Source organism: Vibrio breoganii (assembly GCF_001677275.1).
GTDB lineage: Bacteria > Pseudomonadota > Gammaproteobacteria > Enterobacterales > Vibrionaceae > Vibrio > Vibrio breoganii.
Genome location: NZ_CP016178.1, coordinates 411,683 through 423,740 on the forward strand (window position 1 = coordinate 411,683; position 12,058 = coordinate 423,740).

A 12,058-nucleotide genomic window follows, 5' to 3' on the forward strand; every position below is an offset into this window, starting at 1 on the left:
TTCTAATTCACATTATCAGCGCTATGCAGACTCAGAGTTAACATTGTATTAACTTTCTCACTGACCTTACATCGTGAATGACTTTTAGCTTAAACGTCATACATTAAAACTAAGACCACTTTGGTGGGCATAAGGAACGTGAACCATGTTACATAAGTTTAAACCTTCGATAGCATCGGCATTGCTAGCTACTGTTTTTTCTTTTTCTGCAACGGCTGCAGATGTTGAGAAGATCCACTTTCTGATCCCTGGCGGTGCTGGTGGTGGCTGGGATATGACCGCGCGTGGCACAGGTGATGTGCTGGTGAAAGAAGACCTTGTTGAAAATGTCTCTTTTCAAAACCTCTCTGGTGGAGGTGGTGGTAAAGCTATAGCACACCTTATTGAAACGGCTGAACGTCAGCAAGATACTCTTATGGTTAACTCGACTCCCATCGTTGTTCGCTCACTCACTGGAGTTTTCCCGCAGTCTTTCCGTGACCTTACTCCGGTGGCTGCGACTATTGCTGATTATGGTGCGATCGTAACTTCGACGGATTCAAAATATCAAACGTGGGAAGATGTTGTTGCTGATTTTAAAGAGAATCCACGCAGCGTAAAAATAGCGGGAGGCTCAGCTCGAGGCAGTATGGACCACTTGGTGGTTGCAGCAGCATTTAAGGGTGAAGGGTTTGATGCTAAAGCGGTCCGATACATTGCTTATGATGCGGGCGGCAAAGCGATGGCTGCATTACTGTCAGGTGAGACGCAATTGCTCTCTACTGGCCTTGGTGAAGTACTAGAAATGTCTAAATCTGGTCAAGTACGTGTACTTGCCGTTACTGCGCCAAAGCGCCTTGAGGCTGCTCCAGATATTCCAACTTTAGTTGAATATGGTAACGATACTGTGTTTGCTAACTGGCGTGGATTCTTTGCCGCTCCAGGTACAGATCAAGCGAAGATTGATGAGTGGAATAAGGTTCTGGCTGAGATGTACAGTACTGACCAATGGCAGGTAGTACGAGACCGTAATGGTTGGATCGATAACTACAAGCCAGACCAAGACTTTTATTCTTTCCTTGAGGATCAAGAGAAGCAAATGGGCTCTCTTATGAGAGAACTCGGCTTTCTAAAATAGTCAGTAGGCCAGTTTACTGGCCTATGTATTACCCATTCTCTGCATATGGGAATGCTGGCTTTTCCTCGTTTAGTTGCGTCGAAACGTTAGCCCTTCATTCTCCTTTGTTTATTGATGATTAGAGTATTTCTAAGAGTCGGTCTTGTTCTTCCTGTTGTTGAACTTCCCATATGCAGTTTTTTATTGGAGAGAGAGATGAGTCATCTATCTTCCGCTTTTAAGAAAAAGCTTCTGTGCCGAGATCGCGTTGGCGCAATGCTGTTTTTGTTATTTTGTTTAGGCTATGGATATCAATCCACCCTAATCCCTCTTTTTCCTGGCGACGAATACGAACCCTTTACGGCGAGAACACTACCTTCCATCTTAACCTGGCTAGGTGTGGCTTTATCTCTGATGCTGTTAGTGACGGGTAAGACAGATGACAACAGTGGTGCTATCACTGACTTTAACTGGAAACTACTTATTGGGTTTTTGGTATTGATGGCTCTTTATGGCGTAGGTCTAACGGTATTGGGCTTCGTATTGGCAACTAGCCTGTTTCTGTTGGCAGGATTTTATTTGCTAGGAGAGAGAAGAAAGTCGATCTTGTTAGGCGCCTCTTTTCCATTTGTTATTGCTTTTTATCTGCTACTTACCCAGGTCTTGGATATCTACCTAGAACCAGGCACGTTGTTTCTACTGTTCAATTAGGGAGAATTGAGAATGTTAGACGGAATTTTTCAAGGGCTCTCTACAGCCATCATGCCATGGAACATTCTTATGGTGGTGGTTGGGTGTTTTGTCGGTACCTTTATTGGCATGCTACCAGGCTTGGGACCAATATCAGCTATCGCCCTTATGATCCCAATTACTTATGGTCTTGAGCCTTCATCGGGCCTGATATTAATGGCCGGCGTTTATTATGGCGCCGTGTTTGGCGGGTCCACCTCTTCTATATTGATCAATGCTCCAGGCTGTTCATCGACAGTGGTTACCGCGTTTGATGGCTATCCTATGGCACAAAAGGGTCAAGCCGGAAAGGCGTTAGCGTTAGCTGCTTATTCCTCGTTTACGGGCGGAACGCTGTCTGCGTTGATGTTGTTGGTTGCCGCGCCAGCGTTAGCGACTGTTTCTCTAAGCTTTCAGTCTTCAGACTACTTTGCCTTAATGCTGCTTGGCCTATCGGCTGTTGCTGCTTTTGCCGGACCGGGTCAGGTCATCAAAGCTTGGATGATGACAGTACTTGGCCTTATGTTATCTACGGTTGGAATCGATAAGGGGGTAGGGGTAGAGCGGTTTACGTTTGGTTTAACCGACCTTATGGATGGCTTTAGTTTCTTACTCTTAGCGATGGCGACATTTGCGTTAGGTGAAACTTTGATGGGGATAATGCAGCCTTTTAAAGATACGAGCGCAGAAGAAAACAAACAGATGAGTAATATCGGCAGCATGAAGGTGAGTAAGGAAGAGTTCAAAGATGTTGCTCCCACTTCAATCCGCTCATCCATTGTTGGCTTTTTTATCGGGGTACTGCCAGGAGCTGGCGCCACCATAGCGGCATTCTTGAGTTATGGTATGGAGAGGAGTTTAGCACCAAAAGATAAGCAAAAAGAGTTTGGAAAAGGAAGTCTTCGCGGGCTTGTTGCACCTGAGTCTGCAAACAATGCTGCGTCAAGTGGTTCATTCGTTCCGTTGCTGACGCTAGGTATACCAGGGTCTGGTACAACGGCTATTATGCTTGGCGCTTTGATTGCCTATGGCATTCAGCCGGGCCCACGTTTATTTGTTGAGCACCCTGAAGTCTTTTGGTCGGTAATTATTTCGATGTACTTTGGCAATATTGTGCTGGTGATTCTCAATCTCCCTCTGATCCCGTATATATCGAAGCTATTAGCGGTTCCAAGAACGGTACTATTACCGATGATCCTGTTCTTCTCAATAACGGGCGTCTATCTCGTGTCTTTCAATACGATGGATGTCTTCGTGATGCTGTTAGTTGCGATGGCGGCGATTGCATTACGATTAGCCAATTTCCCTCTAGCTCCTCTGTTACTGGGTTTTATCCTTGGAGGAATGATGGAGGAAAATCTTCGACGAGCTCTGATGATCAGTGACGGTGAATTGTCATTCCTTTGGGAGCGACCAATCACCATGACCTTTACCATATTGTCGGTGTTAGTGTTAACCGCTCCCGTATTGCGATTGTTGTTTCGCAAGCTCCGCCCGAAACACGAAGTAATAAACTAAAAAAGAATAGCGCAGGCCATTGATGGTCTGCGCTTATTTTTGAGTCCGTACATAGGTTCGCTCAGGGCGACCTACAGTGCCATAAACTACGTCCGTTCTCACTTCATGAGTACTTACTAGAAACTCCAAATAACGACGAGCAGTGCTACGGCTTGCGCCAATTTCTTGTCCCGCTTCTTCCGCTTTCCAAGACTCTCGCTCAGTAAACAGTGAGCGAATCTTATCTAAGGTGACTGAGTCTATTCCCTTAGGCAATCGACCACTTTCACCGCTTGGCTGGGTTTGTGACATGTTTAGCATGGAATCAATGAACCCTTGATCAAGGCTGTCATTGGAAACGATCTTGTCACGTTTCTCCAAGTAATTATTAATCGCAGCGTTAAGGCGTGGCAGTAATACGGGCTTTAGTAGATATTCAACAACCCCTAAGCGCATAGCACTTTGCAATATTTCGGGCTCTCTAGCAGCTGTGATTAAGATAATGTCAGTTTTTTTACCTTGTTGTCTTAGGGTTTGAATGATTTCAAGTCCCGTTCCATCGGGCAAATAAACGTCCAATATCAATAGCTCAGGGTCAAAAATCTCAAGTTGTATTAGAGCCTGCTCCTTGTTTAGAGCAATACCTTGAATATCCAATCTAGCGTTGATTTGTAAGTATTGTAAATGCAATTGTGCCATCGCCTCATCATCTTCAATGATCAGGGTACGAACTTTATCTGTCATGCTTGTATACCGTCCTTGGGGATAAATACGGCGAAAATAGCCCCTTTATCAGGGCCGTTGTCGGCTTCTATTGTGCCGCTGTATTTGGTTACGATCTCTTTAACTAAATGCAAACCTATGCCATGTCCTTTATCGGCTTTCGATGACACGCCAAGCTCAAAGAGCCTATTAATGGCATGATTTTCAGGTAATCCAGCACCAAAGTCGGTGACCTCTAAGATGATTTCATTGCCTAAGTCAGACACCGACAGCTCGATAGGTCTTTGCTTGTTCAGTTGATCGAGCGCTTTACTGGCGTCGAAGGCGTTATCAATTAAGTTTCCGAGTATGGTAACGATGTCTTGGGCTTGAATATGCGAAGGTAGCGGTGATAAATGACTGCCTTCTTCTATTTTAAGTGTTAAACCCAATTCTCTTGCTCGTTCGATTTTGCCAAGAATGAGTCCTGCAACTAGTGGCTCTTGAACATTTTGATGTAGCTGTGAGATCAATTGTTGATAATGCTCCGATTCCTGTCCTATCAACTCTTGAACCGTATCGATTCTATTTAAGTGCAATAACCCACTAATCGTATTGAGTTTGTTTCGATATTCATGAGTCTGAGAGCGCAATAGCTCCGCATACTGTTGGGTTTGAGACAGTTGGCGCGTGAGTTCATTGATTTCGGTTATTGGGCGAAAACTTGATACTGCGCCAATGACCTGACCATCGACAGTAATCGGTTGTCTATTTGCCACAATGTGAACACCATTGAGCAGCAGGTCTATGTCATTTTCTGCAGTATGAGTGCTTAGCAGTTGATTCAATTCACTTTCAGGCAACACCGAAGAAAGAGGCTTGTTGATGATATTTTTGTCTTGAACGCCTAAAATTTGCGCTGCTCGAGTGTTAAATATTCGAATCATCCCTTGATGATCAACACTGACCACACCTTCTTTAATCGTGCTTAATGTGGTATCCAATTCACTATATAGGCGTGATATCTGTTCTGGTTCAAATCCAAGTAAGGTTTTTCTAAATCGTTTGTAGGCGTAATTTGAGAGCACACCGTTGAGTAAAGCTACTCCAAGAGCAATACAAAGCAGGTAGACAAGATAAGGCTCAATTCTTTCTTGTAGGTTATCGAGAAGGTACCCAACAGAGATGACGCCAATGATGTTGCCTTGATTGTCAAATACCGCGGTTTTACCACGAACAGAATGTCCTAAAGAGCCTTTTGCAAAGGAGACATAGGCTTCCCCATTTATAAGAGCTCTGTCATTGTCCCCACCTTTCATTGGAAGTCCAAGACGATCTCGTGAAGGGTGAATTAATCGAATCCCATTTGAATCACCAATGACGATGAATGTCGCGCCAACGGCTTTCGTGAGAGAGGCTAATTTGGTATCTAGAGTACCGACTTGCTTGGTTTCTATCATCTTAATAATAGAGGGACTGTTGCTGAGGAAGGTTGCTATGCCTAAGGCTTTCTCTCCCATTTCTTGTTCTTGAGAGCTCTTGATGTAATAGAAGCCAGCGACAGAAAGAATAAGAAGTTCGGCTAGGCCTGAAAGCATCATCACAAGCAATAATCGCTTTCTAATACTTAATTTATTCCAATTCACCGACCACTCCCTGATGCAAACCAACGCTCGTTACGAAATGTAACATTTGAGCAACAAAAGTGTTGTGTGTGGGACAAATAGTGAGAAGTAGCGCGGGGTTTGTTTTCGGGTAATTGGATGTTCATCAAACAGGGAGTGAGGTTCTATTGATAAACAAAGCTGGAGGAAAAGTGGTCCACTCTGAACCAGAGCAGCCGGTGTACGTATTAAAAATGGGGCGAGAAGACAACCCACTAATCAGTGGCCTGTTTTGCGTTTAATCAGTGGTAACCGCCGCAATTAAAGATAGGCTCTAGAGCGCTTCTCAATGAGATTAAATAGACGAGACAGAGCAAAGCATAGGCAGAAATATACAGCCCCTACAATCAACCAAATCTCGAAAATCAACCCTGATGAGTTGGCCATTTCGGTGCCTACAAAGGTCATCTCTTGTATGGATATCAAGGATACAATGGAGGTGTCTTTGACCAGAGAGATTGCTTGCCCGGCCAAAGGTGGAGTGATGGCGGTGAGCACTTGCGGTCCGATAACAAATCGATATTTGTCGAGTCCAGGCAGACCTAAAGAGTCCGCCGCTTCCCATTGCCCCTTGGGGATACTTTCTAACCCAGCTCGTATCACCTCGGCAATATAAGCCGATGATAACAAGCCTATGCAGATGACTCCCGAGGCTAGATTTTCCCACAAGTTAGCAGGGCCAAAGAGAAACTGCTGTACAGCATTAACATCGCCACTGTGCTCGCGAAGTAGACCTTGCAGGCCAAGTAGCGGAATGAGCTGATTGGATATGAAAAAGTAAAAGATGAACACAAACACCAACGGCGGAATATTGCGCACAAGTTGAATAAACAATAGGGCGGGTGTTCTGAACACTGCTAGCTTTGAATGCCGAGCAACACCCAGCAGAGTACCAAAAGAGAGGGCTAGTACCATGCTCCAAAGGCTTAGGCGCAGTGTTGCCACTAGACCTTGAAAGAAGTAGGGGATGTTGCCTTCCGAGGGCGGAATAAAAATCAAATTAAAGGCATCAGCCCATCGCCATTGATAGTTGATACCCACAGCCGAGCGGTAGTATAGCCAGCCGATGAATACACCAATGATAGCCAGCAATACACCGTCCAATAGATTGAGACGTTGATACCAATAGCGCTTAGAAACGGCAGGTTTTGCGGTAATGGATGGGCTGGTACTACTCACGTTATTCCTATTTCAATTCTACTTCTGTGGATTATGGGCTGTGCTTGTCATCTCGCTCAGCCCATTAATAGTGGCAATTACTGACCTTGAGCGATCTGGTCTTGCCAATCTAGGGTAGAGAACCAGTATTCGTAGCGCTCTGTTAGCCAACCATCTTCAGTGCGAGCTTTGATCCACTCGTTGAAAAATTCCGCTTTGTCCGTTTCCCCTAAGCGCACAGCGAAGGCTTCATTGCCTTTTGATAGGCGCTCAGTAAAGGGAATGAACAAAGAATCTGCGTTTTTGATCGCTTCATGCTCTGGTTTTGGGCTAGATGCAATCACCGCATGCGCATTGCCGTTTAACACTTCTTGGAATGCCTGAGCATCGTCATCAAACTGAAGTACCTTCGCTTTAGGGAAGGTTTCGCGCGCTACTTGAACAGTAAATGCGCCGCGACGAGCGGCAATTTTCACTCGGCGAGAATCAAAGTCAGAGATCTTGCTAAAGCCTTCTGCAAGCTCTTTACTTGCAGCCAATTGCACGCCCGAATGTGAGTAAGGCTGAGTAAATAGAACGCTTTTTGAGCGAGCTTCGGTGATAGACAGACCGCCGATGATCACGTCAAATTTTTGCGATAGCAACGATGGAATAATGCCATCCCACGCGGTAGGCACAAACTCTACTTTCCAACCCGAATCGGCGGCTAAGCGCTTAGCCACATCGATTTCAAAACCGATGAGGTCCCCTTGTTTATTGCGCATGGCCCAAGGGACAAAGGTCGACATGCCGACTCGCAAGGTGCCTCTATCGTTGATCTTATCTAGATTTGGCGTTTGTGAGGCTAACGCAGGCAGACTAACTGCGAGTGCTAGTAGAGCGGTAATAGCGGTTTTAAATAGCTTCATGCTGAATAATCCTTATTGGGTTCGCCAGTTGGCTCCAAGTTTATGTTCAAGCCAAGCGGCAACGGCAGAGAGTGAAAGGGTAAGAGCGAGATAAATGATCGCCACAGAGAACCAGATCTCAAATGGCATCGCGGTTTCAGAAACAATGTTTCTGGCTTCAGTCGTTAGGTCAAACACTGCCATAACGCTAACAATTGAAGAGTTTTTAATAAGAGATATCACCTCGTTGGTTAATGGAGGTAATGTTCTTTGGATAACTTGGGGGAGGATAACGTCCCCAAAGGTGTATGTTCTGGATAGACCGAGAGAGCGAGCGGCTTCAAACTGTCCTCGCTCAATACTGTTGAGCCCTGCGCGGAAGATTTCGGCGGTATAGGCTCCCTGAAACAGCGCTAATGCCAACACCGCTGTGCTGAATCTATCCAATCCGATAACAGGCCCAAACACAAAGTACAGAAGATAAATTTGCACCAAAAGCGGAGTGTTGCGGATAAGCTCAACGTAGCCTGTAGCGACTGTTCTGCCCACAATAGAGTTAGAGTTTCTCAAAAGCGCAGTGACTAAACCTATTGCCAATGTAGCAACCAGAGAAATCAACGAAATCTGTATTGTGACTAACAGCCCTTCTAACAACTCAGCAGGCCACCACTCTCCATCCTCATAGAAGGCTATATAATCGGGCACTCTATCCCACTGCCAGCGATATCCCATGGCTTGTGCTCCGGAATCCAATATCCAAGCTACAGCCAAAGCTAGAACAACAATTTGCACTATGGCGGAGAGGGTGGGTTTAACAATACGGCTAAACATTAGTAGCTTAAGATCTGCTTGAGGAAGGCTTGAGTGCGCTTATGTTGCGGGTTCTCAAACAAAGCCTGTGGGCTATTTGATTCCACTATCTGGCCTTCATCCATGAAAATAACACGGTCGGCCACTTTTTTAGCGAAGCCCATTTCATGGGTAACGCACACCATAGTGATTCCCTCTTTGGCAAGGTCAACCATCACATCGAGAACCTCGTTGATCATCTCAGGATCTAGGGCTGAGGTGGGCTCATCAAACAGCAATAGCTCAGGCTTCATACATAAAGAGCGGGCTATGGCGACACGTTGCTGTTGCCCACCAGAAAGCTGCACGGGGTATTTGTGCGCTTGCTCTTGAATATGCACACGCTCTAAATAGTGCATAGCAATTTTTTCCGCTTCTTGCTTACTCATTTTCAGCGTGCGTATTGGGGCTAGTGTGAGGTTTTCTAGAACGGTTAGGTGTGGGAAGAGATGAAAGTGTTGGAAAACCATCCCCACCTTACCTGGGTTTTTAAACTGGCAGGGTAATGTATGGTCGAGCACTGTAAGCTCACCGCTATCAAAAGGCTCCAGTTGATTGATGCAGCGAATCAGGGTTGATTTGCCAGAGCCAGACGGCCCGCAGACAACAACAATCTCACCTTTATGGATAGATAAATCGATGTCTTTTAGGGCGTGAAAATCACCATACCACTTGTTAAGTGATTGAAACTTAACCATTCCTTGTTGATTGTTCAAACTATTATTCATTGATAGTGTATGTATAAATTACCATATCAATTTAGATACTCTAATGCACATGAATTTGGTGGTATTGAGAACTTCAAAAGGGCTCCATGAGACGTAAAGCACTAAACGATTTCTAAAACCAACTCTTTAAATAGCTCATAGAACCATTGATGGGTGGGGCTTGTTTCGTGCCGACTATGGTAAATCAGGAACATGGGTACATGGTACTTGGCGTGTTCTTCCAGCGAATATATCTCTACAAACTCGTCATTAAAGTGAGCCATTTTCTTTAATCCGTTTGAGCCAAACAGCACAGCGTTAGTGGTTCGAGTAATCTCTAGCAAGGTCAACGTTTGTGAGCTTCTTAATTTTGGTTTGTCTTGTGTTTGCAACAGGTCTTGATAGATCTTAGTAATCGGCGAGCGAAACGAGAGCTGCCTGTCATCTTCGATAGTCATACCAATAAGCGAATAGTTGAGTACCTCTGCTATGCTTGGGTGCTTTAGCTTGGTTAACGGGTGATTCTTTTTCACGTATAGAACAGGGTAAAGCGTGCCTAGTTTCTCAGAACGATACTTAGGATCATGAGTCGGTTCATAGTGGATAGCAAAGTCTAATTTATTGGCATCAAGTAATTGAAAGGGATTGGCCTTTGTTGGCGTCTCCTCAATGGCGGCCAGTGGCGCATGCTCTGATAAATGTGCGTATAGCTTAGGTATTAAGGTCGAACCCATAAAGGTGGGCAGTGACAGTGAGAAGGTGTCATCACATTGTTTAGAGTCAAATTCTTCTGCATCAAATAATTGCTGTAATGACGGCAGTATCTTGTTCAGCTCCTTTTCTAATTCTAGAGCCTTGCGGGTGGGGATTAACCCTTTGGCAGTTCTAGTGAATAGGGGATCATCAAAGGCTTCTCGCAATCGCTTTAGAGAGCGACTTACCGCCGACTGGGTAAGATAGATCTCTTCGGCGACCCGTGACACGTTTCTCTCTTTTAGCAGTAAGTCGAGAATGACGAGTAGATTTAGGTCGACTCTAGACAGGGACTTTGATTTATCCATAGTAATATCACTTTAAATCATAACTATACTTGATTATTAGTAATTGGACGCAAAATGCAAGCTTGAATATGATGGCCTCATACAGTTAAGAAGCAACCAATTGAGGGTTAAGATATGAACAAGATAATGAAAGCGATGATGATTGCGACCGCAGGATTAACGATGGCTTCAGTGGCATCCGCTGCAAAATACGAAGCAAAGGTGCCTGCGAGTATCATTACTCCAGATCACGTTGAGTCGGAATATTTGGGCGAGTTAAGTTACACCGATGGCGCTCCAAGTGCAGACACTACACTTAAAGCAAACCGCTTTGTTGATGTTGCGGATGCGGTTCGAGTGTTTCTTTCTGGCATACCTGTTGCTTCTATTCAGGGCTTGTTGGCTGGTCATGAAAGCGTAGGAATGGTGCCTAACCAAACTATTGCTATCTCTGAACAGATGCTGAATGCGAAAAGCCTATGGCTGACAGCAAATACCACTACGCCTTATGTCACCAGTGAGATTGATGTTAAGAATGGGCCTGTTGTTCTCGAAGTAGGCACGCCAATTTTGGGCTTGTTAGATAACGCTGCCTTTAAATTTGTCTCTCGCGTTGGTGTCACTCACCCACAAGATAAGGGGAAGGGTGGGAAATACTTTATCTACCATAGCTCATACACTGGAGAGATCCCTGAAGGGATGATTCCAGTGGAAACCGACGGTTACCAGCATTGGTTGCTAGTGCGCATTGTTACTACCCCAGATAATGTTGAAGCTGACGTTCAGAAGCTGAAAGATACAATGAAACTATACCCTTACGGTATGGAGCCGAAGACCGAATTTATGAACATTTCTGGCGTGCAATACAATACGGTCCACGCTATGGATGAGTCTTTCTATGACGAGATCAACACACTTATTCAGTACGAGCCAACAGAGATCTTTGATGGTGAATGGCTGTCACTAGCTAAGCGAGTGGGTATCGAAAAGGGTCAAGAGTTTAAGCCTAACGAATACCAGCAAGAAGTGTTCAAAGAAGCGGCGAAGATTGCCACAGCAGAAGCACGCTCTTATTACTATGCGCCAACTAAAGAGCAGATGGTATACGACGACCGTAAATGGTTCACACCGTTAGTGTCTGGGCATGAGTTTAAAGACGAAAATGGTGTTGTGGATACCCAAATGCGCGCAACGTTCCACTTTATGGCAACGGGGATTACACCAGATATGGTGGCGTCTACTCCGGGTCAAGGCTCAGATTACTTACTAGCAACAATTGATAGAGAAGGGCAAGTTCTGGATGGCAATAAACATTACACTGTAACGTTACCTGCTAACGTACCGGCGACTAAATTCTGGTCATTCATGATTTACGATAACCAGACGCGCTCTATGTTGGAGACCGATCAAGTCAAAGCAGGTATTGATGGGTTAACGGAAGGCGTGGAAAAGAACGCTGATGGCTCTATAACTATACATTTTGCACCAGAGGCTCCAAAAGGCGCTGAAGGCAACTGGGTACAGACCACAGAAGGCAAAGGATTTAACCTTATCTTCCGTATGTATGGCCCAACAGAAGCGTGGTTTGATAAGTCATGGAAACCAACGGACGTGACATTGGTTAAGTAAGCTGTCCCGCTAGTCAATTAGCTATCAAAGGTCCTAACGAAAGTTAGGGCCTTTTCTTTTGTAGGGTTGGGTACGTCATCATCGATTAACGGCATTTTCT

At 45.0% G+C, this 12,058-nt stretch carries 11 protein-coding genes; 4 read left to right on the forward strand and 7 right to left on the reverse strand.

The features are described 5' to 3' along the window. Positions 1-145: 145 nt before the first annotated feature. The 3 genes from A6E01_RS14900 to A6E01_RS14910 all read left to right on the forward strand — a co-directional run bounded on the left by A6E01_RS14900 (position 146) and on the right by A6E01_RS14910 (position 3,343). Positions 146-1,117: a tripartite tricarboxylate transporter substrate binding protein gene (locus tag A6E01_RS14900; RefSeq protein ID WP_065210575.1), complete on the forward strand. Its 972-nt coding sequence runs from the start codon at positions 146-148 to the stop codon at positions 1,115-1,117. Between the two features lie 195 nt (positions 1,118-1,312). After that, complete coding sequence (locus A6E01_RS14905; protein WP_017027905.1) at positions 1,313-1,807, forward strand: tripartite tricarboxylate transporter TctB family protein; 495 nt, start codon at positions 1,313-1,315, stop codon at positions 1,805-1,807. A gap of 12 nt (positions 1,808-1,819) precedes the next feature. After that, positions 1,820-3,343, forward strand: coding sequence for a tripartite tricarboxylate transporter permease (locus A6E01_RS14910; protein ID WP_017243471.1), 1,524 nt, complete (start codon positions 1,820-1,822; stop codon positions 3,341-3,343). 33 nt (positions 3,344-3,376) lie between these two features. On the opposite strand, the gene A6E01_RS14915 is transcribed toward A6E01_RS14910, so the two are convergent. From A6E01_RS14915 to A6E01_RS14945, 7 genes are all read right to left on the reverse strand, one after another. Continuing rightward, entirely contained in the window at positions 3,377-4,066 is a 690-nt protein-coding gene (locus A6E01_RS14915; protein WP_017027903.1) for a response regulator, read from the reverse strand. Continuing rightward, complete coding sequence (locus tag A6E01_RS14920) at positions 4,063-5,670, reverse strand: ATP-binding protein (protein ID WP_065210576.1); 1,608 nt, start codon at positions 5,668-5,670, stop codon at positions 4,063-4,065. Before A6E01_RS14920 ends, A6E01_RS14915 begins: the two co-directional genes overlap by 4 nt. 279 nt (positions 5,671-5,949) lie before the next feature. After that, the gene (locus A6E01_RS14925; RefSeq protein ID WP_065210577.1) at positions 5,950-6,867 is read right to left on the reverse strand and encodes an amino acid ABC transporter permease; all 918 of its coding nucleotides are present in this window, start codon (positions 6,865-6,867) and stop codon (positions 5,950-5,952) included. A gap of 77 nt (positions 6,868-6,944) precedes the next feature. After that, positions 6,945-7,754 carry a transporter substrate-binding domain-containing protein gene (locus A6E01_RS14930; protein ID WP_065210578.1) on the reverse strand — a complete coding sequence of 270 codons (810 nt, stop codon included), beginning with the start codon at positions 7,752-7,754 and terminating at the stop codon, positions 6,945-6,947. A gap of 12 nt (positions 7,755-7,766) precedes the next feature. Then, positions 7,767-8,564, reverse strand: coding sequence for an amino acid ABC transporter permease (locus A6E01_RS14935; RefSeq protein ID WP_065210579.1), 798 nt, complete (start codon positions 8,562-8,564; stop codon positions 7,767-7,769). Beyond that, complete coding sequence (locus A6E01_RS14940) at positions 8,564-9,310, reverse strand: amino acid ABC transporter ATP-binding protein (protein ID WP_017027898.1); 747 nt, start codon at positions 9,308-9,310, stop codon at positions 8,564-8,566. Before A6E01_RS14940 ends, A6E01_RS14935 begins: the two co-directional genes overlap by 1 nt. A 101-nt stretch (positions 9,311-9,411) precedes the next feature. Then, on the reverse strand, positions 9,412-10,350 hold the full coding sequence (locus tag A6E01_RS14945; RefSeq protein WP_026026123.1) for a LysR family transcriptional regulator: 939 nt from the start codon (positions 10,348-10,350) through the stop codon (positions 9,412-9,414). Positions 10,351-10,464: 114 nt separating this feature from the next. On the opposite strand from A6E01_RS14945, the gene A6E01_RS14950 reads away from it, so the two are divergent. Then, positions 10,465-11,958: a DUF1254 domain-containing protein gene (locus A6E01_RS14950; RefSeq protein ID WP_237334545.1), complete on the forward strand. Its 1,494-nt coding sequence runs from the start codon at positions 10,465-10,467 to the stop codon at positions 11,956-11,958. The last annotated feature ends 100 nt before the right edge of the window (positions 11,959-12,058 follow it).

What these genes read in the sequence shown, in the direction of transcription:
- A6E01_RS14900 (WP_065210575.1), top strand. Translation starts at nt 146, where the DNA reads ATGTTACATAAGTTTAAACCTTCGATAGCATCGGCATTGCTAGCTACT.
- A6E01_RS14905 (WP_017027905.1), top strand. Translation starts at nt 1,313, where the DNA reads ATGAGTCATCTATCTTCCGCTTTTAAGAAAAAGCTTCTGTGCCGAGAT.
- A6E01_RS14910 (WP_017243471.1), top strand. Translation starts at nt 1,820, where the DNA reads ATGTTAGACGGAATTTTTCAAGGGCTCTCTACAGCCATCATGCCATGG.
- A6E01_RS14915 (WP_017027903.1), bottom strand. Translation starts at nt 4,066, where the DNA reads ATGACAGATAAAGTTCGTACCCTGATCATTGAAGATGATGAGGCGATG.
- A6E01_RS14930 (WP_065210578.1), bottom strand. Translation starts at nt 7,754, where the DNA reads ATGAAGCTATTTAAAACCGCTATTACCGCTCTACTAGCACTCGCAGTT.
- A6E01_RS14935 (WP_065210579.1), bottom strand. Translation starts at nt 8,564, where the DNA reads ATGTTTAGCCGTATTGTTAAACCCACCCTCTCCGCCATAGTGCAAATT.
- A6E01_RS14940 (WP_017027898.1), bottom strand. Translation starts at nt 9,310, where the DNA reads ATGAATAATAGTTTGAACAATCAACAAGGAATGGTTAAGTTTCAATCA.
- A6E01_RS14945 (WP_026026123.1), bottom strand. Translation starts at nt 10,350, where the DNA reads ATGGATAAATCAAAGTCCCTGTCTAGAGTCGACCTAAATCTACTCGTC.
- A6E01_RS14950 (WP_237334545.1), top strand. Translation starts at nt 10,465, where the DNA reads ATGAACAAGATAATGAAAGCGATGATGATTGCGACCGCAGGATTAACG.